At 72.1% G+C, this 25,587-nt stretch carries 25 protein-coding genes; 12 read left to right on the top strand and 13 right to left on the bottom strand.

Translation table 11 applies throughout. From position 1 onward, the window contains the following. The first annotated feature begins 20 nt into the window (after nucleotides 1–20). Genes ACGFIS_RS03130 through ACGFIS_RS03140 form a run of 3 tightly spaced genes read left to right on the top strand, consistent with a single transcriptional unit; the run spans nucleotide 21 to nucleotide 3,434 of the window. On the top strand, nucleotides 21–629 hold the full coding sequence (locus ACGFIS_RS03130; protein ID WP_392912493.1) for a TetR/AcrR family transcriptional regulator: 609 nt from the start codon (nucleotides 21–23) through the stop codon (nucleotides 627–629). Then, the gene (locus ACGFIS_RS03135) at nucleotides 629–2,008 is read left to right on the top strand and encodes an MFS transporter (RefSeq protein WP_392969237.1); all 1,380 of its coding nucleotides are present in this window, start codon (nucleotides 629–631) and stop codon (nucleotides 2,006–2,008) included. The genes ACGFIS_RS03130 and ACGFIS_RS03135 overlap by 1 nt, the downstream gene beginning before the upstream one ends. Continuing rightward, a complete protein-coding gene (locus ACGFIS_RS03140; protein WP_392969240.1) occupies nucleotides 1,998–3,434 on the top strand; it encodes a pyridoxal phosphate-dependent decarboxylase family protein in 1,437 nt (478 codons plus the stop codon). The genes ACGFIS_RS03135 and ACGFIS_RS03140 overlap by 11 nt, the downstream gene beginning before the upstream one ends. 39 nt (nucleotides 3,435–3,473) lie before the next feature. On the opposite strand, the gene ACGFIS_RS03145 is transcribed toward ACGFIS_RS03140, so the two are convergent. Continuing rightward, on the bottom strand, nucleotides 3,474–5,378 hold the full coding sequence (locus ACGFIS_RS03145; RefSeq protein ID WP_392969243.1) for a hypothetical protein: 1,905 nt from the start codon (nucleotides 5,376–5,378) through the stop codon (nucleotides 3,474–3,476). Between the two features lie 311 nt (nucleotides 5,379–5,689). Here ACGFIS_RS03145 and ACGFIS_RS03150 point away from each other — a divergent pair, with 311 nt between their 5' ends. Then, nucleotides 5,690–6,109, top strand: a complete 420-nt coding sequence (locus ACGFIS_RS03150) for a CBS domain-containing protein (RefSeq protein ID WP_392912501.1) — start codon at nucleotides 5,690–5,692, stop codon at nucleotides 6,107–6,109. A gap of 15 nt (nucleotides 6,110–6,124) precedes the next feature. On the opposite strand, the gene ACGFIS_RS03155 is transcribed toward ACGFIS_RS03150, so the two are convergent. Next, on the bottom strand, nucleotides 6,125–7,282 hold the full coding sequence (locus tag ACGFIS_RS03155) for an aminotransferase class V-fold PLP-dependent enzyme (RefSeq protein WP_392912503.1): 1,158 nt from the start codon (nucleotides 7,280–7,282) through the stop codon (nucleotides 6,125–6,127). A gap of 124 nt (nucleotides 7,283–7,406) precedes the next feature. Here ACGFIS_RS03155 and ACGFIS_RS03160 point away from each other — a divergent pair, with 124 nt between their 5' ends. Next, entirely contained in the window at nucleotides 7,407–9,296 is a 1,890-nt protein-coding gene (locus tag ACGFIS_RS03160) for an ABC transporter ATP-binding protein (protein ID WP_392912505.1), read from the top strand. Here ACGFIS_RS03160 and ACGFIS_RS03165 read toward each other — a convergent pair. Genes ACGFIS_RS03165 through ACGFIS_RS03175 form a run of 3 tightly spaced genes read right to left on the bottom strand, consistent with a single transcriptional unit; the run spans nucleotide 9,253 to nucleotide 10,480 of the window. Continuing rightward, on the bottom strand, nucleotides 9,253–9,738 hold the full coding sequence (locus tag ACGFIS_RS03165) for an SRPBCC domain-containing protein (RefSeq protein ID WP_392969246.1): 486 nt from the start codon (nucleotides 9,736–9,738) through the stop codon (nucleotides 9,253–9,255). The two genes, ACGFIS_RS03160 and ACGFIS_RS03165, sit on opposite strands and share 44 nt — an antisense overlap. 29 nt (nucleotides 9,739–9,767) lie before the next feature. Beyond that, nucleotides 9,768–10,106 carry an ArsR/SmtB family transcription factor gene (locus tag ACGFIS_RS03170; protein ID WP_392912509.1) on the bottom strand — a complete coding sequence of 113 codons (339 nt, stop codon included), beginning with the start codon at nucleotides 10,104–10,106 and terminating at the stop codon, nucleotides 9,768–9,770. Between the two features lie 8 nt (nucleotides 10,107–10,114). Continuing rightward, nucleotides 10,115–10,480 carry a VOC family protein gene (locus ACGFIS_RS03175; protein WP_392969249.1) on the bottom strand — a complete coding sequence of 122 codons (366 nt, stop codon included), beginning with the start codon at nucleotides 10,478–10,480 and terminating at the stop codon, nucleotides 10,115–10,117. Between the two features lie 106 nt (nucleotides 10,481–10,586). On the opposite strand from ACGFIS_RS03175, the gene ACGFIS_RS03180 reads away from it, so the two are divergent. Beyond that, nucleotides 10,587–11,507, top strand: coding sequence for an NADP-dependent oxidoreductase (locus ACGFIS_RS03180; protein ID WP_392912513.1), 921 nt, complete (start codon nucleotides 10,587–10,589; stop codon nucleotides 11,505–11,507). Between the two features lie 168 nt (nucleotides 11,508–11,675). After that, a complete protein-coding gene (locus tag ACGFIS_RS03185; protein WP_392969252.1) occupies nucleotides 11,676–12,368 on the top strand; it encodes a hypothetical protein in 693 nt (230 codons plus the stop codon). 186 nt (nucleotides 12,369–12,554) lie between these two features. On the opposite strand, the gene ACGFIS_RS03190 is transcribed toward ACGFIS_RS03185, so the two are convergent. Further along, the gene (locus ACGFIS_RS03190) at nucleotides 12,555–12,707 is read right to left on the bottom strand and encodes a helix-turn-helix transcriptional regulator (protein WP_392912519.1); all 153 of its coding nucleotides are present in this window, start codon (nucleotides 12,705–12,707) and stop codon (nucleotides 12,555–12,557) included. Between the two features lie 258 nt (nucleotides 12,708–12,965). Here ACGFIS_RS03190 and ACGFIS_RS03195 point away from each other — a divergent pair, with 258 nt between their 5' ends. Beyond that, a complete protein-coding gene (locus ACGFIS_RS03195) occupies nucleotides 12,966–13,841 on the top strand; it encodes an RNA polymerase sigma-70 factor (RefSeq protein ID WP_392912521.1) in 876 nt (291 codons plus the stop codon). A gap of 22 nt (nucleotides 13,842–13,863) precedes the next feature. Here ACGFIS_RS03195 and ACGFIS_RS03200 read toward each other — a convergent pair whose 3' ends face one another. Both ACGFIS_RS03200 and ACGFIS_RS03205 read right to left on the bottom strand, forming a co-directional pair. After that, a complete protein-coding gene (locus tag ACGFIS_RS03200; protein ID WP_392912523.1) occupies nucleotides 13,864–14,268 on the bottom strand; it encodes a hypothetical protein in 405 nt (134 codons plus the stop codon). Nucleotides 14,269–14,386: 118 nt separating this feature from the next. Then, nucleotides 14,387–14,818, bottom strand: coding sequence for a cupin domain-containing protein (locus tag ACGFIS_RS03205; protein ID WP_392912526.1), 432 nt, complete (start codon nucleotides 14,816–14,818; stop codon nucleotides 14,387–14,389). A 184-nt stretch (nucleotides 14,819–15,002) separates the two neighbouring features. On the opposite strand from ACGFIS_RS03205, the gene ACGFIS_RS03210 reads away from it, so the two are divergent. Then, entirely contained in the window at nucleotides 15,003–15,794 is a 792-nt protein-coding gene (locus tag ACGFIS_RS03210; RefSeq protein ID WP_392912529.1) for an SRPBCC family protein, read from the top strand. 7 nt (nucleotides 15,795–15,801) lie between these two features. Next, nucleotides 15,802–16,875, top strand: a complete 1,074-nt coding sequence (locus ACGFIS_RS03215; protein WP_392912531.1) for an SRPBCC family protein — start codon at nucleotides 15,802–15,804, stop codon at nucleotides 16,873–16,875. Between the two features lie 32 nt (nucleotides 16,876–16,907). Here the strand turns inward: ACGFIS_RS03215 and ACGFIS_RS03220 are convergent, their stop codons facing one another. After that, nucleotides 16,908–19,841, bottom strand: a complete 2,934-nt coding sequence (locus ACGFIS_RS03220) for an AAA family ATPase (RefSeq protein WP_392912533.1) — start codon at nucleotides 19,839–19,841, stop codon at nucleotides 16,908–16,910. A 372-nt stretch (nucleotides 19,842–20,213) separates the two neighbouring features. Here ACGFIS_RS03220 and ACGFIS_RS03225 point away from each other — a divergent pair, with 372 nt between their 5' ends. After that, nucleotides 20,214–21,527, top strand: a complete 1,314-nt coding sequence (locus ACGFIS_RS03225) for a PucR family transcriptional regulator (RefSeq protein WP_392969255.1) — start codon at nucleotides 20,214–20,216, stop codon at nucleotides 21,525–21,527. A 13-nt stretch (nucleotides 21,528–21,540) separates the two neighbouring features. Here the strand turns inward: ACGFIS_RS03225 and ACGFIS_RS03230 are convergent, their stop codons facing one another. The 4 genes from ACGFIS_RS03230 to ACGFIS_RS03245 all read right to left on the bottom strand — a co-directional run bounded on the left by ACGFIS_RS03230 (nucleotide 21,541) and on the right by ACGFIS_RS03245 (nucleotide 24,202). Further along, a complete protein-coding gene (locus ACGFIS_RS03230) occupies nucleotides 21,541–22,386 on the bottom strand; it encodes an alpha/beta hydrolase family protein (protein ID WP_392912649.1) in 846 nt (281 codons plus the stop codon). Nucleotides 22,387–22,560: 174 nt separating this feature from the next. Beyond that, on the bottom strand, nucleotides 22,561–22,749 hold the full coding sequence (locus tag ACGFIS_RS03235) for a DUF6183 family protein (RefSeq protein WP_392912651.1): 189 nt from the start codon (nucleotides 22,747–22,749) through the stop codon (nucleotides 22,561–22,563). 10 nt (nucleotides 22,750–22,759) lie between these two features. After that, the gene (locus tag ACGFIS_RS03240; RefSeq protein WP_392912538.1) at nucleotides 22,760–23,506 is read right to left on the bottom strand and encodes an SDR family NAD(P)-dependent oxidoreductase; all 747 of its coding nucleotides are present in this window, start codon (nucleotides 23,504–23,506) and stop codon (nucleotides 22,760–22,762) included. After that, on the bottom strand, nucleotides 23,507–24,202 hold the full coding sequence (locus ACGFIS_RS03245) for an SDR family NAD(P)-dependent oxidoreductase (RefSeq protein WP_392969258.1): 696 nt from the start codon (nucleotides 24,200–24,202) through the stop codon (nucleotides 23,507–23,509). 187 nt (nucleotides 24,203–24,389) lie between these two features. Between ACGFIS_RS03245 and ACGFIS_RS03250 the strand changes: the two genes are divergently transcribed. Then, entirely contained in the window at nucleotides 24,390–25,430 is a 1,041-nt protein-coding gene (locus ACGFIS_RS03250; RefSeq protein ID WP_392912544.1) for a PucR family transcriptional regulator, read from the top strand. The last annotated feature ends 157 nt before the right edge of the window (nucleotides 25,431–25,587 follow it).

The raw sequence follows: 25,587 nt of genomic DNA on the forward strand, positions 1-25,587 counted from the left end.
CCACCGCCTAGCTTGGCCGTATGACCAGCAGCGACGCAGCCCCGGAACGCATCCTCGACGCGGCCACCCGGCTGTTCGCCGCGCTCGGCTACGACGGCACCTCCACCCGCATGATCGCCGAGGCGGCCGGGCTCAACGTCGCCACCGTCGCCTACCACGTCGGCGGGAAACGGGACCTGTACCTCGCCGTCGTGGAACGTGCCCACCAGGCCGAACGCGCGGCACTGGAGGACGCGATCGCGCAGATCGGCTCCGAGCCCGACGGGATTCTGCAGCTCCTCGACCGCTACATCGACTTCTGCGTGGAGAACCCGGAGATCCCCGCCCTGTGGATGCACCGCTGGCTGTCGGACGCCAGGGACCTCATCGACCTTGAGGCGCAGTTCGTCAGGCCGCAGTTCGACCTGGTCGGCGCAGCCGCCCGCAAGGTCGTGCCCGACGACGTCGACGTCGAGTACGTCATCTGGACGGTCGTCTGGTGCACCCACGGATTCGGTACCGGCGGCGTCATGGACGCCGACGGGCACCGCCGCGGCCTGGACGATCCCCGCGAAGTGGCGCGGTTCCGCGCCCACCTCCGCCGCCTCGTCTCCAACGCGATCGGGCTGCCCACCGGCCCGGACGCCTGATGACCACTGCGCTGCCCCGGCGCCGCCTCCTCGGCTACGGCATCGGCTCCGTCGGCACCGGCGTCTTCTCCGCCGTCCCCGGCCTGCTGCTCCTGTTCTACCTGACCGACGTGCTCGGCGTGTCCGCCGCGCTCGCCGGCGTCGTCCTCGTGGTGCCCAAGGCGTGGGACGTCCTGCTCAACCCGATCGTCGGCGCCGCCAGCGACCGCGAGGCCGTCCGGACCGGCCGCCGCACCCGCCTGCTGCTGCTCGGCGCCGTGACGCTGCCGCTGCTGTTCGCCGCGATGTTCGCCGTGCCGGTCGAATCCGCGGGGTTCGCCGCCGCGTGGGCCGGGATCATGTTCCTGCTGGCCGCGAGCGCCTTCGCCTGCTTCCAGGTGCCCTACGTGGCGCTGCCCGCCGAGATCTCCGCGCAGCCGTCCGAGCGGGGCCGCGCGATGGCCTGGCGCGTCGTCTGCCTCACCCTCGGCATCCTGGTCGCCGGCGGGCTCGCCCCGGCCCTCGCGGACGCGGGCGGAGGCGGACGCGCCGGGTACGCGCTGATGGGGGCCGTGGTCGGGCTCGCCATGGGCGCCGCGATGATCGCGAGCACGCTGGCGAACCGCTGGATCCCGTCCCGCCCCGGGCCCCGCCCGCTGGGGCTCGTCGCCGCGCTGCGCACCGCCCGCGGGAACCGCCCGTTCTTCATGCTGCTCGGCGCCTACGTCACCAGCACCCTCGCCGTCGCGATCATGCTCGCGGGCGCGCCGTACGTGGCGACCTACCGGCTGGACGACTACGGGCTCACCTCCGCGATGTTCGTCTGCATGGTCGGCCCGAGCGCCTTCGCCGTCCCGATGTGGCACCGGCTGTCGCGCAGGTACGGGGAGGTCGGCTGCTATCTGGCGGGGCTGCTGCTGTTCGCGGGGGCGGCCGCCGCGCTGTACCCGGTGATCACCTCGGTGGGCGGCGTCCTCGCGCTGAGCGCCCTGATCGGCGTCTGCTACGCGGCCGTCCAGCTGCTCCCGCTCGCGCTGCTGCCCGAAACCGTCCACGCCGACGCGGGGCGGACGGGCCACGCGCAGTCCGGTGCCTTCACCGGCCTCTGGACGGCCGCCGAAACCGGCGCGCTGGCCCTCGGTCCCGGCATCTTCGCGCTGATCCTCGCCGTCTCCTCGTTCAAATCGTCCGATCGTGATGCTGTCGCTGGGAGGTCGTCCCCCCAGAATGTCTTCGACACGCCCGTCGTCCAGCCGGGGTCGGCACTGACCGGCCTGACCGCCGGTTTCACGCTCGTCCCGGCCCTGCTCCTGCTGCTGAGCATCCCCCTGCTGCTGGCGTACCGCCGGCTGGCCGCCGCCCACACAAGCATTGAGGAACCGCAACGCCATGCCGTCTGACCACCTGCCCGAGAACGGCCGCCCGGCCGGGGAACTGCTCACCGAACTCGCCCGGCTGCGGGACGCCGACCTTCCCGTGCGCGGCGGCCAGGTCACCGCCTACGTCTACGACACCGGACGCGAGGCCGTGCACGACCTCGCCGCCACCGCCTACCTGGAGATGCTGGAGGTCAACTGCCTCGACCCCACCGCGTTCCCCAGCATCGTCGCCCTCGAACGCCAGATCGTCGCCGTCGTCGCGGACAAGCTCGGCGGCGGCTCCGGCGTTTTCACCAGCGGCGGGACCGAGTCGATCATGCTGGCGGTCAAGGCGGCCCGGGACGCCCGCCCGGTCGACGGGAAACCCCAGATCGTGCTGCCCACGACGGGGCACCCCGCGTTCCACAAGGCCGCGCACTACCTGGGCATGGAGGTCGTGCACGTCCCCGTCGACGCGTCGTTCCGCGCCGACCCCGCCGCGACGGCCGCCGCCCTCACCCCGCGGGCCGTCCTCGTCGTTGCCTCGGCCCCCTCGTACCCGCACGGCGTCATGGACCCGATCCCGGAGATCGCGTCGATCGCCGCGTCCGCCGGCGTCCCCTGCCACGTGGACGCGTGCGTCGGCGGCTGGGTCCTGCCCTGGCTGCGGGACGGGGGACGCGACGTCGCGCCGTTCGACCTGTCCGTGCCCGGCGTGACGTCCCTCTCCTGCGACCTGCACAAGTACGGCTACTCCCCGAAGGGCGCCTCCGTCGTCCTGTTCGCGGACGAGTCGCTCCGCCGCCGCGCCTACTTCGCCGCCGCCGAATGGCCCGGCTACACGATCATCAACGCGACCGTCCAGAGCAGCAAGAGCGCCGGCCCGCTCGGCGCCGCGTGGGCGACCCTCAACGCCGTCGGCGCCCAGGGCTACCGCGAACTCGCGGAGAACGCGATGAAGGCGGCCGAACGCCTCATCGCCGGCGTCGCCGAGATCCCCGGCCTGCGCGTCCTCGGCGAGCCCGTAGCCCCGCTCGTCGCCGTCGCGTCCTCCGACCCCGGCCTCGACGTGTTCGTCATCGCCGACGAGGCCCGGTCACGCGGCTGGTTCTTCCAGCCGCAGCTGTCCTACCAGGACATCCCGCCGAACCTGCACTTCACGCTGACCGGCGTCAGCGACATCGAACCGCTGCTGGCGGCCCTCGCCGACGCCACCAAGGCCGCCCGCGCCGCCGGACCGCCCGACGTCCCGTCCGACCTGGTCGACGCCCTCGCCGGCCTCGACCTCGACAGCATCGACGACGCCGGTTTCGCAGGGCTCCTCGCGTCCGTCGGCGTGGACCTGGCCGGCGGCGAACCCGCGACCGCCCAACCCGAGATGGCCGTGGTCAACGCCATCCTGGACGCCCTGCCGCCCGCCACCCGCGAGGCCCTGCTGATCCGCTTCCTGTCCGTCCTCTACGCCTGACGTCCCATACGCCTGACGCCCACTCCCGGCACGGGCGGTTCAGCCGAGGCGGATCAGCCGCTCGATGATCGACGGCTCGTCCAGTGTCCGCGCCGGCTCCAGCGGAACCTTCGCCGCGCCCGCCGTCAGGGTGCCGACCCGCTCACCGGTGCCCGCCTGGCGCGGGGGATCGCCCTCGACGCCGACCGGCACGGTCAGCCCGGGCCAGCCGACGACGGTCACCGGGGACGCGGCGCGCAGCGGCGTCATGCCGCCGAGCCCGTCGTCGACGTGTGCGACCTTCGCGCCCTTCGGCGCGAGGGTCGCCGCGACCAGCGCGTTCTCGGCCGCGATGACGAGTTGCTGCGCCGCGTCGACGGCGCCCGCCGCCGACGGGGACTGCTGCCCCATCACCGCGCCCACGATCACGGTGCTCACGCCCTGGACGTCCTTGCGCGCCGCGAACACGAAGTTCCCGCCCGCCGCGTCCGTGTACCCCGTCTTCCCGCCGATGACGCCGTACTGACCCAGCAGGTAGTTGCCGCCCTGCCGCGTCGCTCCGCCGTCGTCCGGAACATATGCTGGCTTGCTCACGATCTCCACGAAGGCCGGGATCCGCATCGCCGCCCGCAGCAGCTTCACCTGGTCCGCGGCCGTGCTCACCGTAGTGGAGTCGTAGCCGCTCGGATCGGTGTAGCGGGTGCCGGTCATACCCAGCGACTGCGCGGCGGCGTTCATCTTCGCCGCGAACGCCTGGTCGCTCCCCGCGTCCCACCGCGCCAGCTCATGCGCCACGTCGTTCGCCGAGATGACCAGCAGGGCCTCCAGGGCCTTGCGCTGTGTCAGCCTCTGGTTCGCGGTCACGCCGAGGATCGACTCCCCGCGCTGCTTGCGCATCGGGATCTGCGCCGCCGCCTGCGGCGACACCGTCATCACCGGCCCCGCCTCACCCGGCTTCAGCGGGTGTTCGCGCAGATACACGTACGCCGTCATCACCTTGGCGACGCTCGCGGTGGGCGTCGGCGCCGACCCCCCTGACGAGCCCATCGTCCCGAGCCCGTCCACGTGGACGACCGACTGCCCTCCGGACGGCCACGGCAGCGCCGGGGCCTGCCCCGAGAACGCGTGACTGGAGGTGATGGCCAGATCAACGGCCGGGTCGGGGACCGGCCGGACGAGCTGCCCCGTGACGACCCCGGCGACCAGCACCAACACGGCCACGAGGATGATGAGCCCCCGCCGCCCCCGCTTGGCCCCCGTCTCCTCCGCGGCCGGCGCCGCAGGCGGAGCCGGGGGAGCGAGAGGAGCCGCCCCGTCCCACGGCACGGTCCATTGACCCGAAGACCGGACGACCGGAGCCTGCTCCTGCGGCACAGCCTGCAAAGCCCCGGCCTGCGGAGACGCGGGCTGCGGAGACGCGGGCTGCGGCGGTGAGGATTGACGTGGTGCGGATTGACGTGGTGAGGCTTGCGGAGTCGCGGTCTGGGGTGGTGGGGCTTGTGGTGGCGGGGCGTGGGAGGAGAGGACCGGTAGGCGCTCAACCCGTGTAGGGCCGGTCCCACCGGACGGAGGCGCGTCCTTCTTGGGCGGGGCCTTGGACGGGGAGGCGGCTTGTGGTGATTCGTCCTCGGCGGCGGGCGGGGCGCCGGCCGCGGTGTCCTCGGCGGCGTCAGGCTCGGCCGTGCCGGGATCGGCCGCGTCGGGATTGGGCGCGCCGGGCTCGGCGGCGTCCTCTGCGACGCTGTCCTCGGGGGGCTTCGGGAGCTTGACGTACCACGGGCCCGTCGGGGGAGAGGCGGATCCCCCGGACGAGTCGCCCTTCGGCTTGGCGGAGCGGCGGATGGGGATGTCCGGTCTGGTCAAGGAGACCTTCGCGGGCAGGCGGAACTCCGCGGTGGCGGTACGCGCGGGTTCGCGCTTGTCCTCGGAGCCGGACGTCACCGGTTCCCCCTTGGCGTCGTCCATGGCCCGACCCTTCTCGACTGGTTCCCTCCGGCAGACGGAGCGGTCTCCCCGGCAAACCCCGTGCTTATTGAAGGATGCGCAGTTTAGCGAGAAGGTTCGCTTGAGAGGTCAAGGAGCAGCGGCGGACGAATCCCGCGCGGTTCGAGAAGTTCCTCGCCGTGGTGACCGGCTCGCGTGGGACCGTGCGGCCGCCGAGCGGCTGTTCGCGCCGTTCCGGGAGTGAGCGATGAGTGAGCCCGTCCCTGCCGGGTAGGGCCGAGTCATCCCGGGCCCCCGGCGACGACCCACGAGGCTCAAGGAGTGAGCGTTGTATGGCAACGAAGATCCGCGAAATCATGACCGGTTCGCCGACGTCGGTGTCTCCGGAACTCGACATCGTGACCGTGGCCCGAGCGATGCGCGATGAGGACATCGGTGCCGTGCTGGTGGCCGACGGCGACGAACTCCTGGGGCTCGTCACCGACCGCGACCTGGTGATTCGCGGGCTCGCCGCCGGCGGTGACCCGACGCAGCTGAACATCGGCGGCATCGCGAGCACCGCGACCGCGACCGTCGGGCCGGACGACCCGCTGGACAAGGCCGCGCAGGTCATGCGGGAGCGGGCGGTGCGGAGGCTCCCGGTCATCGAGGACGGCCGCCCGGTCGGCATCGTGTCGATCGGCGACCTGGCGATGGAGAGGGACGAGGTATCGGCGCTCGCCGACATCAGCTCCGCCCGCCCGAACGCCTGAGCCCGCCCGCCCCGGTCAGGGGAGGACGGACAGAAGCAGGTCCAGTTCGTCTTCGGTGTTGTAGTAGTGCACGGAGGCCCGCACGGCGGCCGGAACGGTGTCCGGGTCGTATCCGTGTGCGCGGGGGATCGCGACGCTGACGTTGACACCGCGATCCCTTGCGGCCGCTTTGATGGCGGTGGGGTCGTGGCCGTCCACGGTGAACGTGACGATGCCGGACGGCCGTTCGCCCTTGTCGAGGACCGTCGTCGCAGGCCGGGCGGCCAGTTTCCGGCGCAGCACGGACGCGAGCCCGGTCACGTGCTCCTCGATCTCCGTGATCCCCAGATCGGCCGCGTAGTCGGCGGCGACGCCCAGCCCGATCTGCCCGGCCACGTACCGTTCCCATGTTTCGAAGCGCCGTGCGTCCTCCCGCATCTCGAAGGCGTCGGGGGCCTGCCAGGCGGCGGCGTGCAGGTCGAGAAACGGGGGTTCGAGGGTCGGGACGATCTGCCGCCGCACGTACAGGAACCCGGTCCCGCGCGGGCCGCGCAGGAACTTGCGGCCGGTCGCCGACAGCATGTCGCAGCCGATCTCGCCGACGTCCACGGTGAGCTGGCCGACCGACTGGCACGCGTCCAGCAGGTACAGGACGCCGTGCTCCCGGCACAGCCGCCCGACGTCGGCGGCCGGGTTGACGAGCCCGTTGTGCGTGGGGATGTGGTTGAGCGACACCAGCCGGACGTCGCCCTCGGCCAGTGCGGCTTCCAGCGCGTCCAGTGAGAGGGTCCCGTCGGCCTCGTCCGGGACGACCTCCACGCTCACGCCTTTGGCCGCCGCCACCTGCTGGTAGGCGATGGTGTTGCTGGAGTACTCGCTCGTCGTGGTGAGGATGCGGTCGCCTTCGGCGAAGGGGATCGCGTAGAACGCCATGTCCCAGGCCCGGGTGGCGTTCTCCACGTAGGCGATCTCGTCCGCGCGCGCGCCGATCAGCCTTGCCACCGCGTCGTAGAAGCGTTCGACGGCCGGTGCGTTCAGTTCCGCCGCCTCGTATCCGCCGATCGTGTTCTCCAGCGTGAAGTGCTCCGCCACCGCGTCGATCACGGGACGCGGCGGCAGCGCGGCGCCGGCGTTGTTGAGGTGGGCCACTCTTGCGCAGCCGGGGGTGTCGGTCCGGAGCTTGCCGATGTCCACGTGCCGCCCTTCCCTCGAAAATGTCGTACCCCTGCGCGACCCTGGTCACGGGTGGCGATTTGACCTCAACCGTCGTTGAGGTCGCATGCTTGCTCCTCCAGGCTAACGATCAACGGGATTCGTCATGGACATGGAAGTCACCGCGTGGATGTCGCTGCACCACGCGATGAACGCGCGCGACAGCAGGCCCTTCTCGAAGGCGACGCTGCGCCGCATCGGCCGGTTCGCGCGCCCGCACCGCCGGCGGCTGGCGCTGTTCCTCCTGCTCAGCGTGGTGATGGCGGTCCTCGCCGTCGCGACCCCCGTGCTGGCCGGCCAGGTCGTCGACGCGATCGTCGAGCACTCCCCGACGTCCACCGTCGTCAATCTCGCGATCCTGATCGCGTTCCTCGCGCTCGCCGAGGGCGGCCTCGGCCTCGCGAACCGGTGGCTGTCGGCCCGCATCGGCGAAGGGCTGATCCTCGACCTGCGCACCGCCGTCTTCGACCACGTCCAGCGCATGCCGGTGGCGTTCTTCACCCGGACCCGCACCGGCGCCCTGGTCAGCCGCCTCAACAACGACGTGATCGGGGCGCAGCGCGCCTTCAGCGACACCCTTTCCGGCGTGGTCAGCAACCTGGTGACGGTTCTGCTGACCTTCGCCGTGATGGTCCGCATCTCGTGGGAGATCACGCTGCTCGCGCTGGTCCTGCTCCCCGTCTTCGTCCTCCCGGCACGCCGCATGGGCACCCGCCTGGCGCGCCTCGAACGCGAGGCCGCCGCACACGACGCCGCGATGAGCACGCAGATGACCGAGCGTTTCTCCGCACCCGGCGCGACGCTGGTGAAGCTGTTCGGCCGCCCCGCCCGCGAGTCCGCCGAGTTCGCCGCCCGCGCCCGCCGCGTCCGCGACATCGGCGTCCGCACCGCGATGGTGCAGCACGTCTTCATCACGGCCCTCACCATGGTGTCCGCGCTGGCCCTCGCGCTCGTCTACGGCCTCGGCGGCTACTTCTCCCTGCGCGGCAGCCTCGACGCCGGCGCGGTCGTCGCCCTGGCCCTCCTGCTCACCCGCCTCTACGCGCCGCTGACCGCCCTCGCCAGCGCGCGGGTCGAGGTGATGAGCGCCCTGGTCAGCTTCGAGCGCGTCTTCGAGGTCCTCGACCTGAAGCCGCTCGTCGCCGAGAAGGCCGAGCCCGGCACCGTCCCGGACGGCCCCGTCGCCGTCGAGTTCGACGGCGTCCACTTCGCCTACCCGTCCGCCGACAAGGTGTCCCTGGCCTCCCTCGAAGAGGTCGCCACCCTCGACACCCGCGGCGGCGTCGAGGTCCTGCACGACGTGTCGTTCCGCGCCGAACCCGGCCAGACGGTCGCGCTGGTCGGCTCGTCCGGCGCCGGGAAGTCGACGATCGCGCAGCTCCTGCCGCGCCTCTACGACGTCGACTCCGGCACGGTCCGCCTCGGCGGCGTCGACGTCCGCGACCTGTCCTTCCAGGGCATCCGCGACACGCTCGGCATGGTCACGCAGGACGGGCACCTGTTCCACGAGTCCATCCGCGAGAACCTCCTCCTCGCCCGTCCCGAGGCCACCGAGGACGACCTGTGGGACGTCCTGCGCCGCGCCCGCCTCGAAACCCTCATCCAGGGCCTCCCGGACGGGCTCGACACCATCGTCGGCGAACGGGGCTACCGGCTGTCCGGCGGCGAACGCCAGCGCCTCACCATCGCCCGCCTCCTCCTGGCCCGGCAGCGCGTCGTCATCCTGGACGAGGCCACCGCCCACCTCGACTCGACCTCCGAGGCCGCCGTCCAGGAGGCCCTGGCGGAGGCCCTCGACGGCCGCACCGCCGTCGTCATCGCCCACCGCCTCAGCACCATCCGGGCCGCCGACCTGATCCTCGTCGTGGAGGAGGGCCGCATCGCCGAACGCGGAACCCACGAGGAACTGCTGGCCGCCGGCGGCCGCTACGCCGACCTGTACCGCACCCAGTTCAGCGACCAGTCCGGCCCGCCGCCCCTGGAGCCCGTCGGCTGACCGGTCGCGGCCGGAGTCCGTCGAGCGCGGTCAGGAGGGAGCGCATGACGTGGGTGCGCCAGCCGCTGCCCATGCCGCGGAACGCGAAGGCGTGCACGGGGTCGTCCAGATCGAACCCGGCGTGCTCGATGAACAACCGGGTACCGCGCCCCTCGGGGACGAGCCGCCAGGTCACGGTCGTGTCGAGCCCGCCGCCGCCCCAGCTGATGCGCAGCAGCCGCTCCTCGTCGATGTCGAGGACCCGGCACGCGATCGTCCCGTCGAAGCCGATGCCGGCGATCGGTCTCGTCGCGAACGTGAAGCGGTGCCCGGCCACGGGTTCGAAGTCGTTCGGCATGAGCCAGCGGGCCAGCAGGTCCGGCTCGGTGAGCGCCCGCCACACCTTGGCGGGCGGATGCGGCAGGAACTCGTCCACCTCGATCGCCGCGCGTTCGTCGCTCATGCCGCTCCCCGGGTTCTCCATGACCGGCGTCACAGGTCGTCCTCCTCGTCCAGCAGTTCGCGCAGGTCGGACAGCCTCTCCCGCCAGAACCGCTCGTAGGGGCCGAGCCACTCCGACAGGTCGCGCAGCGGGCCCGCCTCCAGCCGGTAGATGCGCTGCCGGCCGCTGCGCCGCTCGCTGACCAGCCCGGCGTCCCGCAACACCTTCAGGTGCTCGGAGACGCTCGGGCGGCTCATCGCGAAATGGGATGCCAGGTCGTTCACGGGCTGCGGCCCGTCCAGCAGCAGTGCGGTGAGCTCCCGGCGGACGGGGCTCGCCAGCGCCGCGAAGACGTCCATGTCGGCCTTCGCCTCTCCGGTCCTCGCCACCTCGGCCCTCAGCCCTCGGCCTCGGCCAGGACGATGCCGTTGCCGTCGGGGTCGGTGAACGCGGCCTGGCGTCCCCACGGCAGATCCTGCGGCCCGTCGACGTCCACCCCGGCGCGCCGCAGCCGTTCGCAGTCGGCGTCGAGGTCGGACGTCTCCAGCATCAGCCCGTGGACCCCGCCCGGCGCCATGCCGGGCATGTGGTTCGCCAGGACGACGTTCGTCTCCGCGCCCTTGGGGGCGAGCTGAAGCCAGCGGACCGGCCCCGTGGACTGGTCCGAGATGACCTCGAACCCGAGTGTGTCCGCGTAGAAGGTCTTGGCGGCGTCCTGGTCGGAGACCGGCACGGTCAGCATCCGCACATGTGTGATGTTCATGCTCACGACGATATGTAGGATTTCTCCTACATGTCAAGTGTAGGAAATTCCTTACGCGTACATACCCGGCGAGTTTAGAAGGTGGGCGCGGAGGCAGGCTGGTGGCATGCGTGCCGTCACTTACGACTCGTTCTCCCCTGACAACTCGCGCCTGGCGGTCGGTGGCGTGCCCGATCCCAAGGTCGGCCCCGGCCAGGTGCTGATCGAGGTGCGCGCGGCCGGGGTCAACCCGGTGGACTGGAAGGTGATGGCCGGTGGCCTGGACGGAATGATGGAGGCGGTGTTCCCCGTCATCCCGGGTTGGGACGTCGCCGGCGTGGTGCGCGGCCTCGGCCCCGACACGCCGGAGTTCGCGCCGGGCGACGAGGTCATGTCCTACGCCCGCAAGGACGTCGTCGGCGCGGGGACGTTCGCGGAGTACGTCGCCGTCTCGGCGGACGACGTGGCGCGCAAGCCCGCCGCGCTCGACTGGAACCAGGCGGGCGGCCTGCCCCTCGCGGGGATGACCGCGCAGCGAGCCCTGGACCGCCTGGAGGTCCGCCCTGACGACGTGCTGCTCATCCATGCGGCGTCCGGCGGCACCGGGAGCCTCGCCGTCCAGCTCGCACGGGAGCGGGGTGCCCGCGTCATTGGCACGGCCTCCGAGAAGAACCACGACTACCTGCGGGAACTCGGCGCCGAGCCGGTGACCTACGGCGAGGGGCTGGCCGACCGCGTCGGGGAGTTGGCGCCCAGCGGCGTCTCCGCGGTGGCTGACTTCGCCGGCGGCCAGCTCGACACGACGCTTGCAGTCCTGCAGCCGGATGGACGCCACGTCTCCGTCGCCGACAACGAGGTGGAGAAGCACGGCGGCCACTGGATCTGGGTCCGCCCGAACGGAACCAAGCTCGCCGAACTGGCCGCCCTGGCCGACCGCGGCACCCTCAAGGTGGACGTGGCCGACACGTTCTCCCTGGACCAGGTGGGTGACGCCTTCGACGCCAGCCGCACCACCCACACCCGCGGCAAACTCATCATCACACCCTGAGCCGCAGCCGCCCGCACGCGCCTGCAAAAGAGCTTCGCCGTCCTAGGCGTTGCTGGACAGAAGGTTGCCGAGCTGCGCGCCAACCAACCGACGCACGCCACGCGACAGGATGGCTCCAAGTGAACAGTCGAAGTCCTGCCAACGCGTGGGCCGCTAGCGTCGGGCCCCTTGCGCCTGGGGGCGGCGCACCAGGAACGCTATGTCCGCGTCGTTGAGCAGTTGGTGGCAAGCCCGCTCGTCTCTGTCCAACACCAGGAGTCCGGCGAGGACGTGCTGGACGGCATCGGGGCCGACCTCGTGTTCGCAACGTTGGCCGAGAAGTATGACCTTCACCTGGACCGGGTCTTCCGCCGCCTGTACTTCCCGTCCAAGAAACTGCACGTCGTGTGGCGGCTGACAGCCGACAGCACGCGCGGCGGCGAGTTCTGCCTTCAGAACATCACCGAATGGGCGGTGAACGGGTGGCGTCCCGACGACTGGACGATGCCTCCCGAGGAGTACGCCAAACTGGCAGACCTCTACACCATCGACTTCGAGCCGCACGCCGGGTCGGGATCGGTCGTCTTGATCTCCGTACCCGAACGCCGCCCGCTGTCTCTCGGCGCGGACACGAAGGTCTGGTATTACGATGCGGGTGAACACCGGCTCGATCCGTTGGACATCGACTACACCGGCTACCTCGACTCGGTACTGCTCACCGCAGGCGCCCACGAGTGGCAGTACCTTTTCGCCGACGTCAATATTCTGCGTGAGCATCCTCGCGTCGTCGACGCTTTGGAGCTCTACCTCACCATCCTTCCGGAGATTTTTCCCGAACACGATTACGAGCCGCTTCGCAGGCGCTTCGACGCCCGCATGTGAGCCGCGCGGCCTACCGGCCCGGTCCCGGCCGTCCTGCTCGTTCTCCATCCCGACCCAGATGCCCCCACCCGACAGCCCGCATCAGTCGGGGAACGGGTGTCGAACGTCACTGGTCAGAGCGGGAATGCGCGTATCCGGGTTGGCTCTGGAAGGGGCACGCGGCACCGGCGCCGCGGTGCGGTTAAGTCATGTGATCGATAGCAGGCGCGCCAGTTCCATACGGCGGGTGACACCGATCTTCGGATACGCGTTGTAGAGGTGATGCCCGACGGTGCGGGGGCTCAGGTAGAGTTGCGCGCCGATCTCGCGGTTGCTGAGCCCGGCCGCCGCGAGCCGCACGACCTGCAGTTCCTGTGGGTCAGCCGCTTCAGGGGGTCGGCGTCCCCGGTGCGTGCGGCCGGACGGTCGCCGAGGACCTCCAGTTCGGCGCGGGGGCCGGCCGCCGTGTGGACGAACTCCTAGCGCCCCGACCCGGCCGCTCGAGCCGGACCTTTGCCGAAGTCCCGCGACCGAATACGCTCGGCTGTCACAGAACGGCGGCGTGCGGCGTCTCCATGTCGAGGCCGCCGACGACAGGAGGGACGTGACCTCTCCGGCATGAGCGACGACCCTTTCGTCACCCACCGCAGCCTGCTGTTCACGGTCGCCTACGAGATGCTCGGGTCCGCGGCGGACGCCGAGGACGTCGTCCAGGAGACGTGGCTGCGCTGGGCGGCCGTCGACCAGGCCGAGGTCCGCGATCCGCGGGCCTACATGGTGCGGATCGTGACTCGGCAGGCACTCGACCGGCTCCGCACGCTGGCGCGGCGGCGGGAGGACTACGTCGGGGAGTGGCTGCCCGAGCCGCTGCTGACCAGTCCCGATGTGGCCGAGGACGTCGAACTCGCCGAGAGCGTCTCGATCGCGATGCTCATGGTGCTGGAGACGCTCGGCCCGGCGGAGCGGGCGGTGTTCGTTCTGCGGGAGGTCTTCCAGGCCCCCTACGACGAGATCGCCGCCGCGCTGGAGAAGACCCCGGCCGCCGTCCGGCAGATCGCTCGCCGGGCCCGGCAGCACGTGGCGGACCGCCGCCCCCGCATGGAGGTGAGCCGGGCCGAGCAGCAGGCCGCCGTCGAGCGGTTCCGCTCGGCGATCCAGACCGGTGATCTCCAAGGCCTCTTCGACGTCCTCGCCCCCGACGTGGTGCTGGTCGCCGACGGCGGCGGGCTGGTGCGAACGGTCCGGCGACCGGTGCGGGGCGCGAAGCGCGTGTCCAGGCTGCTCGCCGGCGTCCCCAGGCTCGCCCCCGGCGCCCGCATCGGGGCCATGTGGCTCAACGGCGCCCCCGCACTCCGGATCGATCTCGAAGGTGAACTCCACACCGCGGTCAGCCTGGTCATCGAAGGGGGACGGATCACCCGCATCTACGCGGTCAGCAACCCGCACAAACTCGCCCGGCTCGGGGAAGCGATGCAACTCAGCCGGACCCGCTGAATCCGCCGCCCACCGGCGCGGTTCAGGCCGCGCGCCTCCGGTCGAACAGAGTCTTCGTCGCCACGATGAAGGTCATCATCCCTATCCCCACGAACGGATAGAGGTAGCGGACGTCCACCGCCATCGGCCCGGCCACCATAACGACGGCGACCAGCAGGACCGCGGCATAGCGCTTCACCAGATCCTTGGAATCGTTCTCTGGCGACCTGTTCAACACCACATGCAAGGCCAGCATCACGGCGGTGAGGAGACCCAGCAATCCCGGGATCGCGAACCAGAAGAACGTGTCGCTGATCACGGTGAGCGTGAGCCCGTACGAGACCGCGGCGAGGCACACCCATATCAGCGCATGCTGCAATGGAGTTCGCTCACGTGTCCTGCGCAGCCCTTTGTCACTCTGGCCGGCCGCGCCCGGAGACTCGGACATGCCACCCCTTCCGGTAGTCCGGCCACCGGACTCTAGGGGTGCTCCATGCGGTAAGCCAACACGTACGAAGGGGCGACCGGCCACCCGCGCCGCGCACGCCGGCCACCGCGCGGACCTGCTAGTCCGGTGCCGGAGCGGGGCCGAGGAGTTCGACGCCGTACCGGGCGGCGATTTCGGTAAGTCTGCTGATCTCATTCTGGGGATCGGCGTCCGGCGTCGCGATCGCCGCGACCTCCTCGAAGAACGCCTCGAAGCCTCCCGGCATGACGAGGCTCATATGGCGGCCGTGCTCCGAATGGATCTGATAGCCGTGCGGCACGTTTCGCGGTCCCCAGACCCAGGTGCCCGGAGACGCCGGGATCACGTCGTCCCCGACGAAGACGCTGTAGTCACCTTCAAGGACATAGAACGCTTCGTCCTCGCGACGATGCACATGGAGAGGGGGCACGGACCCTCTCGGACCCGCCACTTCGACGGCGCCGAGCACGCCATTGGTGTCACTCGATGCCGAAAGAATTCGCATTGTCTGCTTGAAGAACGGGAATGGCATCCTGCCCTCCTTGCCGATGGGCCGGCTTCACCTGCCTGAAAGACGTTATCCCGCCCGGCCGGCGGTGTCGTCGCGGTGGCTCCCGGCGGCTCGACCGGCCTCCCGCTGGCCTGCGGCCTGTTTTGCCCCTGCTTGACCGGGTAATGCGGCGCCGTACGTGAGTGGACGATGAGGTGGATACGACATGAACTTCCGGACGGGTCTGGCCGTCGGTGCGGGCGGAGCCCTGGCCGCGCTGTCGGTACGGCGCCTGGGCCGCCGGGTCGTGGGCGGGATCGTCCAGCGGCTTGAGCGGCGGCTGGAGAGCGCCGTCCGGGACCTCACGGCCAAGGCCGAGCAGGGTGGTCCGCTCGTCAAGGCCGCTCTGGCCGGGGTCAGGGCGCTGCACGAGGGCAAGTCCCCGTTGCGGGCGTTGCTGAGCTTCGGCTGGACGGCTCTGAAGGAGACCCTCGCCCGCATCTTCGGGCGTGGACGAAGGGGGAGGCCGACCAACATCGTCGAACAGACCGACGTGGGCGCCCCGCGCCGTCTCGTCTACGACCAGTGGACGCTCTTCCAGGAGTACCCGTCCTTCATGAAGAAGGTGGAGAGTGTCGACCAGGAGTCCGACGAGAAGCTGAACTGGAAGGCGAAGGTCTTCTGGTCCAGCCGGACGTGGGAGTCGACCATCGTCGAGCAGGTCCCGGACGAGCACATCGTGTGGCGGTCCAAGGGGTCCAAGGGCCACGTGGACGGGACGGTCAGCTTCCACGAGCTGTCCCCGAACCTGACCCGCGTCCTGCTCGTCATGGAGTACCACCCGGTCGGCCTCTTCGAGCGGACCGGCAACCTCTGGCGCGCCCAGGGGCGCCGTGCCCGCCTCGAACTCAAGCACTTTCGCCGTCACGTGATGACGCAGTCGCTCACCCGTCCGGATGAGGTCGAGGGCTGGCGCGGCGAGATCCGCGACGGCGAGACCGTCACAACCCCCAAGTGAGGAACACATGATGAAACGTGGAAGCCGGCTGGGCGGGCTGCCCGTCGGGAACATCGCCAAACGACTGCCGGGCGGGCGCCGCAAGCGGATGCCCGGCCTGAGCAACATCACCAAGAATCTCCCCGGCGGCGGCGGGATCGTGAAGAGCCTGCCGGGCGGGCGGGCCATCGGCACGGCCGGCGGCGTCCTGCTCGGTGCGGGCGCGGCCGTCGCGGCGGGCCGGGCGCTCAGCGGCCGCCGGGGCGCGGAAGGCTCGTCCAACCCGGAAGAGCCCGGGCAGAAGTCCGGGCAGAAGTCCGGGCAGAAGAACGCCTCGGAGAAGAGCGAGGCGAAGAACGAGTCCGACGAGCAGGCCGGTGAGAAGAACGGCCATGGCGTGTTCGGACGTCTCAAGGACACCGTCGGCGGCGCCATCCCGGGCGGCGGCAAGGACGACGAGGAGGGCGAGGACGAAGGCAAGGGCGGCGGCAAGGGCGGTGGCGGCAAGAAGGTGAAGGTCACCAACATCGTCGAGCACACCGACATCGGTGCCCCGCGCCGTCTCGTCTACGACCAGTGGACGCAGTTCCAGGACTACCCGTCCTTCATGAAGAAGGTCATCAGCGTCGACCAGGCCGACGAGAACAAGCTGAACTGGAAGGCGAAGATCTTCTGGTCGAGCCGGACGTGGGAGTCCACGATCGTCGAGCAGGTCCCGGACGAGCACCTCGTGTGGCGGTCCAAGGGGTCCAAGGGCCACGTGGACGGGACGGTCAGCTTCCACGAGCTGTCCCCGAACCTGACCCGCGTCCTGCTCGTCCTGGAGTACCACCCGCAGGGCTTCTTCGAGCGGACCGGCAACCTCTGGCGTGCCCAGGGACGCCGCGTCCGGCTGGAGCTCAAGCATTTCCGCCGGTACGTGATGACGCAGTCGCTCACTCGCCAGGACGAGGTCGAGGGCTGGCGGGGCGAGATCCACGACAGCGAGGTCGTCCGGACGCACGAGGAAGCGATGGACGAAGAGGAGCGTGCCCGGAAGAAGAACAAGAAGGGCAAGCGGGACGCTGCGGAGGAGACCGAGGAGTACGAGACCGTCCGCTGACCGGCCACCCGTGGCGTCGGCCGGTCCGGCGGTCAGCGGATCAGCCGGGCCAGTTCGACGCGCGAGCGGATCCCCAGGCGGGTGAAGACGTTGCGGAGGTGGTGGTCGATGGTCCGCGGGCTGAGCAGCAGACGAGCCGCGATCTCGCGGTTGGTGGCGCCTTCGGCGGCCAGCCGGGCGATGTGGGCCTGCTGGGCGGTCAGCTTCCCGAAGCCGTTCGCCGTGCCGGTGCCGGTGCCGGTGCGCGTCGCGGTCGCGGTGCCCGGGCCGCCGTCCGCCCCGATCTCGCGTGCGCCGGCCGCCGGGGCCGGTTCGAGGACGGGCGGCGGCGCGATGGTCTCGCCGGCGGCGCGCAGCTCCGCGCGGGCCCGCCCGGTCCACGGGGCGGCGTCGTAGCGCTCGAAGATCCGCAGCGCGGCGCGCAGGTGCTCGCGGGCGGCGCGGGGGCGGCGGTCGCGCCGGAGCCGGTGGCCGAACAGCAGCTCTGTCCGGGCCAGGTCGAACACGGCGTCGGCGGCCTCGTGGAGGCGGAGCGCCTCGGTGAAGTGCTCCTCGGCTTCGGTGTCGCAGTCGGCGAGGAGCGCCTGGCAGCGCCGCGCGAGCGCCGTGCGGCCCGGGGCGCGTGCCGTCCCGTTCAGGCCGTCCGTCCAGCGGCGGTAGTGCTCGAACGCGCGGGCGGCATGCCCCCGCCGGCCGTCGCGGACGAGCGCCTCGACCAGGTGGGGGACGGCCATCATCCGTGCGGGCGGGTGGGCGAGCCCGGCGCCGCCGGGCAGGCGGAGACGGGCCGCCGCGTCGGCGGGACGGTCCGCGGCGAGGTCCAGGCAGGCGGGCGCCCAGGAGCCGAACGCGGCGGCACGGGTGAGGCCGCGGCGGTCGGCGGCGCCGGTGAGCCGTTCCAGGTGCCCGTGCGCGGTGTCCTCGGCGCCGTTGAACGCGGCGGTGAGCGCGAGGGTGGCGAGTTGTTCGGCCGCGTGGGCGTGCAGCCGGGTCGCGCGGGCGAGGCGCAGCCCGTCGTGGCAGGCGGCGATGGGGGACGGCGGGTGCCCGAGGAGCGCCTCGCAGCGTCCGGCGATCACCAGCGCGTACGACTCGATGGGCACGTTGCCGGCCCGCCGGGCGGATGCCACGGCCCCGGCGGCGAGGGTCCGGGTGGACGGCCCGTCCCCGAGCGTGAACGCCGAGAGCGCCGCCCACGCCTGCGCGGCCGGGTCGGTGACCTCCGCGCCGAGCAGGACGGCGCGTCCGTGCCGTTCCACCGCCTCCGCGTAGTGGCCGCGGATCGTGGCGGCGACGCCCGCGAGATGGGCGCGGATCAACTCGCCGCGCACCCCGGCCCCGGCATGGCCGCCGAGGGGGACGCGGGGCAGCGTCGCGGCACGGTCGGCGATCTCCAGGTAGGCGCGGTGGTCGCCGGCCGCGTCGGCGGCCTCGGCGGCCCACATCAGCGCGGTCAGTGCGGCGTCCGCGGCGTCCGCGTCGCCGCCGACGAGCCGTTCCGCCGCGTCGCGGAGCATGGGGACCGCCGTCGCCGGGGATCCCGTCGCCACCTCGATCTCGCCGCGCAGCAGCCCGGCGTGGGCGGCGCGGGTCTCGGCGCACGTGAACGGGCGGACCTGCCGCAGCAGTGAGCGGGCGCGCCGGGACCGGCCGCTCCTCCACGCGTCGCCGGCGGCGGACAGCAGCCGGTCCGTCCGGGCGGCGTGGTCGGCGGTGAGGGCGGCGGCGCGCTGCCAGACCCGCCACGAGTCGGCGTACCGGCCGGCCTGCTGCGACGCCCGCGCCGCGGCCGCCAGCTCGCCCGCCAGGCGGTCGTCGGGCTCGCCGGTCATGGCCGCGCGATGCCACAGCCGCCACGGCCGCTGCCATTCGTGCACGAGGACCTCGGCGAGCAGCGCGTGGGCGTCGAGGCGTTCCTCGCGGGACGCGTCGGCCCACAGCGAGGACCGGACGAGCCGGTTCCGCACCGTCACCGCATCGTCCTCGAACCGCAGCAGCCCGGACGCGCGGGCCGCGTCGAGGTCGCGCGGGCCGAGGTCTCCGCCGAGCACGCCGTCCGTGCGGGTGGCCCGTGTGACGGTGGCGGCGTTGAGCCATTCGTCCGCCACCGCCATGAGGACGAGCCGCCGGGCGCCGTTGGGAAGCCGGAGGTAGCGGCGGCGGTGCAGGTCCCGCAGCACGCTGCCCGCGGGGAGCGAGCGGGGCGGCGGCGCGGTGCCGGAGAGCTGCCCGGGGGTCAGCGCGGCGGCGAGTTCGCGGATCGCCAGGGGTGTGCCGCAGGCGAGGTCGACGATCTCCTCGGCGAGGTCACCGCAGGTCGAGCCGTGCGGGACCGCGCAGCCCATCGCGTCCCCGAGCGCATCGTGGAACACCTGGCGGCCGGCGTCCTCGTCGAGGGGCGTGAGACGCAGCCGCCGGATGCCGGCGAGGCCGTCGGGGTCCCGCCGGTCGCCGCGTGCGGCGAACAGGACCACGACCGGCTCGTCCTGGACGCGGCGTGCCGCGAAGGCCAGCGCCTCCAGCGACACCCGGTCGAGCCACTGGGCGTCGTCGGCCAGGCACAGCACGGGCCGGTCCCGGGCCGCCCGGCTCAGCAGCTCGCACACCGCGGCGTACAGGACGAACGGCGTGCCGTGCCGCGCGTCGCCGCCGGTGACCGCGCCGAGCGCGTCCCGGTGCGCGGGCGGCAGTTCCGCGATCAGGCCGGACAGCGGCCGGAGCAGCCGGTGCAGCCCCGCGTACGGGACGGTCGTCTCGCGCGCGACGCCGGTGGTGCCGAGCGTCCGGAAGCCGGGCGCGGCCCGGCGTGCCGCCGCCTCCAGCAGCGTCGTCTTCCCCATGCCCGCGTCCGCGACGATCGCCAGGGAGCCGCCGTGCCCGTCGCGGGCACGGTCGAGGGTCTCGCCGATGGCGGCGAGTTCGCGGTCACGTCCGTGGATCCGTTGGGGTGGGTGTGCCTGTGCCATGCCGGTCCTCCTCTGCGGGAACGAACCTTGGCCGGTGCGAGGCCTCGCCTGGTGTGAGCCTCTCTTGGGAGCTTCGCCGGGGGGCGGGCTCGGCCAGGCGCGGACCTCGACCGGACCGGGGTCTCGACTAGAACAAACCTCTAGAACGAGCCTCTACAATGAAACCTATTGGACGGGGCCTCAAAAGGGGGCGGGCCCATAGGTCAGCACGCACCCCCCGGACGGGTCCAGAGCGCCGTTCTGTTTCGGGGACGGGGTGCAATCAGAGCGGGCCCCGATTGTGCCCCGGCACAGTCTGGCCGCCGGACGATGGCCGGTAGGTGCCCGAAATGGCACGATGAGGCCCCCGCGTTGTGCTGGAGGTGGCCCACGATGATGGGAGGACGGGTCGGGACGACCGGCGGAATGAACGCCGACCGCGGCGCCGACCGCGGCGCCGACCGCGGCACCGACCACCGGGCCGACCGGGAGATCATGCGCAAGGCGGTGCTGCGCCTCACCGACCGCCTGCCCGACCTCGCCGACCGGCTCACCGCCGAGATCCTGTCCGGCGACGGCGTCGACCGCGACGAGTCGTTCTCCCGCGATGTGTGGGAGATGTGCCACACCGGGCTCGGGCACGGCTTCGAGACGATCCTCGAACCCGGCCGCGGCCGCGCCGACCTCGAATGGGCGCAGCGGCTCGGGCAGCGCCGCGCCCACCAGGGACAGCCGCTCGACCAGCTGCTGCGGTCCTACCGGCTCGCCGGGAAGGTGTTCTGGGAGGCCGTCGTCGAGGTCGTCGACCGGCACGACCCGGAGAACGTCCCGACCCTGATCCGGCAGGCGACCCGCACCTGGGACACGATCGACCAGCAGTCCGGCGCCGCCGCCGCGTCCTACCACCGCACCGAACTCGCGCTGGCCCGCCGCAGCGAGGAACGCGTCCAGGCGATCGTGGACGCGCTGCTCGACGGCCAGGGCGCCGACGGCGGGCTGCTGTCCACCGCCACGTCCGTCCTCGGGCTGCCCGCGACCGGCCGCTACGCCGTCGTCATGCTCGGCGCGGAGAGCGGGTTCGGGGACGGCGCGGAACGGCGCCCCGGCGACACGGCCGGGATGCGGTTCATCTGGCGGCTGCGCACCGACGCCCAGGTGGCGCTCGTCGCGCTCGGCGCCGCCGAACTCGACGACCTCGTCGACGCCGTCCGCCCCTACGCGCGCTCGCACGCCGGCGTCAGCCCCGTCGTCGGCTCCCTCGCCGAACTGGGCGGCGCCCGCTGGTTCGCCGAACTGGCCCTGCGCACCTGCCGCGGCCCCGGCAACCAGATCGCCCGCCTGGACCGCCGCCTCCCCGACGCCCTCGTGCTGTCCCAGCCGCGCCTGGCCGGGCGGCTCGGGCACGTCGCGCTCGGCGGCCTCACGGACGTCGACCCCGCGTTCCGCGACGTCCTGCTGACGACGCTCGGGACCTGGCTGGCCTGCGACGGCTCCGCCGCCCGCGCCGCGGACCGGCTGTTCTGCCACCGCAACACCGTCCTCAACCGGCTCCGCAAGATCGAGCAGCTCACCGGCCGGACGCTGGCCCGCCCGCGCGACCTGGTCGAGCTCGTTCTCGCGCTGAGCGCCCTGCGCCTGCACGGCATCGGCCCCGAGGACGGCGAAGGGCCGCCCGTGCGGGGAGGCAACGGGCGGCCCGGCCGTTAGGCGGCGGTGGCGGCTAGGAGTTCGGGCAGGTGTCGCGGTACTCGGAGATGTCGCTGCTGCGGCTCGGCGGGGGGCAGAGGAACTGGTCGTAGCGGGTGTCGTTGTCCACGTACCGCTTGAGCCAGGAGATGCTGAACTTCGCGATCGTCGTGTTCGAGGTGTTCGGCGCGAAGTGGCTGGCGTTGTTCAGCTCCAGGTACGCCTTCTCCGACGACGCGGGGATGCTCTCGTAGAACGGCTCGGAGTGCGTGGTCACCGACGCGACCGAGTCGTTCTCGGCCCCGATGATCAGGGTCGGGACCTGGTCGTTGCGGAAGTTCTTGTTCAGGTCCCACGGTGTCAGCGGGATCGCCGCCTGGAGCGACGGGCGGTCGAGGGACGCCTCCAGCGTTCCGCCGCCGCCCATCGAGTGCCCCATCACCGCGAGGCGGGAGGAGTCGATCCGGTTCCGGACGCTGCTGCGCTCGGTGAGGTAGTCGAGCGCGGCCAGCAACTGCCGGCCGCGGCTGTCGGGCTGGTCGAAGCGCGTGTTGGTGTCGATCGTGAAGACGACGAAGCCCTGCGAGGCGAGCCGCGGCCCGTACCACGACATGCTGGACTGGTCCGCGGTGAACCCGGGCGCGATCGCGACCGCGCCGAACGTGCCCTCGGAGGTCGTCGTCGGGTAGTAGATCGTCCCGCCGCCGAAGCCGGTGACCGACCACGACGAGACGCTGTCATCCGACACCGAGAACGGGCCGCGCGGGGACTCGACGCTCGACTCCGTCGGGTCGGGACCGCGCTCGTACGGATTGTCCTCCGCCTGCGCGGTCTGCGGGACGGCGATGGCTCCCGCGGTCAGCGCCGCGGCGAACACCATTTTCGCCGCGAGCCTGGGGGTGGATAGCACGTCGATTCGCTCCTGTTCGCGATGGAGCCGGGGGGAACGGCTCCAGAACGGGGGTGGAGCCGGGGGGCCGGCTCCAGGACGCCGCCATTGTCGGCAGGCGCCCGCCCCGCGAACATCGGCGAAATCGCCGGTCCGTCGAACCTTTCAGTCCGCGTCGGTGGCGGCGAGGATCGCGACGGTCCGACGGTCCGGTCGGAGCGCGGCTATGCCCACGTCCATCGAGGGGTGGATCTGGATATGCCAGTCGGAGGTGTAGAAGAGCCAGGCGCACTGGTCGGCGGTGTGCTCGATGGGTGAAGTCTCACATCGCCGGCGCCATCGGCACCCGTGAATGAGCGCCGGTTCACGCGCGGGCCATCGTGGTACCGCCGTTGACGTGCAGGACCTGCCCGAGAAGCGTCGGCAGCCGGGGGTCGGCGAGGAACGCGACCGATTCGGCGACCTCCTCGGGCGCGGCGATGCGGCCCAGCGGCACCCGGTCGGCGTACCGGGCGCGGATCTCGTCGACGCTCACCCCGGCGGCCTTCGCGTCCACCTCCAGGTGGGCGGTGTCGATCGCGCTCGGCGCGATGGCGTTCACCGTGATGCCGAGCGGGCCCAGCTCGCGGCCCAGCGACTTGGTGAGCGCGATCATCCCGGCCTTGGACGCGGAGTAGGCGGTCGCGCCCGGCAACCCGATCAGCCCCCACTCGGACGAGATCAGCACCATCCGGCCGCCGCCGCGCTCGACCATCCCGGGCAGGACGGACCGCACGCACGCGAACGTCCCGCCGAGGTTGACGTCGATGATCCGCCACCAGTCGTCCAGGTCGTGCTCCCCGAACGGCGCCATCGCCGGGCGGGCGGCCCCGGCGACGAGGACCGCGATCTGCTCGCCCGCCTGCCGCTCGACGCCGGAGACCATCGCCTCGACGGCCTCGGGGTCGGACACGTCCGCCGGCGCCGTCACGCCGCCCAGCTCGGCGGCGAGACCGGCCACGTCCCGGTCGGGATGGTCGTTGAGGGCGACGAGGTGCCCGCCGGCCGCGAGCCGCCGCGCGACGGCCGTGCCGAGGCCGCCGCCGGCGCCGGTGATGAGCGCGACCGTCATCTAGATCACCGCCCCGGCGTTGGGGGACAGGATCTCGCCGGCGCAGAACGTCGCGTCCTCGACCAGGTAGGCGGCGGCGAGCGCGACCTCCTCGGCGGTCGTCAGCCGCCCCGCCGGGAGGGTCTGCAGGTAGGCGGGCCTGCGCCAGGGCGAGTCGGACGGCAGCAGCGGCGTGTCGGTCGGGCCGGGCGCCACCGCGTTCACCCGCACGCCGGACGGCGCCAGCTCGGCCGCCAGCGACCGGACGAACCCGATCACCGCGCCCTTGGCCGCCGAGTAGTGGGCCTCGGCGTCCCCGCCGCCGATGGCCAGCTCCGACGCGACCGCGACGACGCTGCCCCGGCCGCGTTCCGTCATTCCCGGCGTCACGGCCCTGCAGACGTTGACCAATCCGCCCAGGTGCACGCGGAGCATCCGCTGCCACTCGGACCAGGCGATGTCGAGCACCGGCACGATCGCGTAGTGCCCGGCCGCGCACAGCGCCGTCTCGATCGGCCCCAGCTCGCGCTCGATCCGCCGGACCGCGGCGGTCACCTGCGCCGGGTCCGACACGTCCACGCCGACCGAGTGATGGGCGTCGTCGGCCGGGCCCAGGTCCAGGCCGGCCGTCGTCCAGCCGCGCCCGGCCAGCTCGCGCACCATCGCGGCGCCGATGCCGCTCGCCGCTCCGGTGACGAGTGCGACTCGCTCCCGCATGTGACCTCCGAACAGCCGGGCGAACAGGTGGGGAAGACATCAGGCAAACCCGCCATAACCCCTGGTGACAAGGGCCATGGTGATTTCTTGGCCAAATGCACCGTGCGATGCCCGGGCTGTCGTGCCCTTCTCCAAAACACGGTCATGATCACGGGCCACCGCAGGATCGAGGTGAGAGGCTGAGGCTGTGACCAGCGATCCCGCGGTGCTGCGCCTCACCGTCCGGCAGCTCCTTGAGGTGCCGCGCTTCCGGCTGCGCCTGGTCGCCGGAGAGGACGGCCTGGACCGGCCGATCCGCTGGGCCCACTCCACCGAGCTGCTCGATCCCGGCCCCTACCTGCGCGGCAACGAGATCGTCCTGACGGTCGGCGCGTCACTGCGGGACGACGAGGCGTGCGTCACGTTCGCCGGGTCCGCCAAGGCCAGCCGCGCCAGCGCGATCGGCTACGGCGTCGGCGACGTGACGGCCGCCGCTCCGGAGGCCCTGTGCCGGGCCTGCGACCGCCTCGCCCTGCCGCTCGTGGAGGTCCCGCCCGAGGTTCCGTTCCTGAGCTTCACCGAGTGGTTCGCCGAACGGCTCGCGTCCACCCACGACGAGCGGCACGAGCGGGAGGAGATCGGGCGGCTGCTGCGCATGGTCCGGGAGGGGCTCGCGTCCGCGGAGGTGCTCCGCCCCCGGATCGACGAGGCCGGGCTCGATCACGAGTCGCTTCTCGCGATTGCGATGGACGCGATGGAGGGGGATCTTCCAGGTCTCCTCGGCGTGGACGGCGACACGGCCATCCTGGTCACCAACGACGAGCACGCGTGGTCGGAACCGGCGGGCGTCGGCAGCCCCGGCCCCCTGGAGTTCCTGCCGGTGTCGCTGACCGAGAGCATGGCCGCGCTGGACGCCGCGCGCCGCACCGGGGGCATCGTCCACGCCTCCGATCTGGCCACCTTCCAGGCGCTCCTCGGCCGCCTCACCCCGGACCAGCTGGCCCCGTTCGTCGACCAGATCGCCCGCCCGCTGAGCGAGTACGACGCCGCGCACGGAACCCGTCTCACCGAGACGCTCCGCATGTTCCTCGACATGGGGGGCGCGGTCGGAGCCACGTCCCGCGCCCTCTACCTGCATCCGAACACGCTCCGCCACCGGCTCGCCCGGATCGAGGCGCTCACGGGCCGCAACCCGCTCCGGTTCGACGACCGGGTGGCGCTGGCGATAGCGGTCTGGGTGGCGCGCTGAGCCGAATAATCGCCCGAATCGGCTGGATCGCCCGAATCGGCCGAATGTTGCGAAATAGCGGTAAATGTCGGATCGGCGTCACGTCCGCTTCGCGTATTCATTAGTGTCCCCGAACGGGAATGTCCCCAATGGGAATGCGGACAGGCCCGAATTCCGC

It is taken from the genome of Spirillospora sp. NPDC048824 (assembly GCF_043198455.1).
In the GTDB taxonomy this organism is placed as follows: domain Bacteria; phylum Actinomycetota; class Actinomycetes; order Streptosporangiales; family Streptosporangiaceae; genus Spirillospora.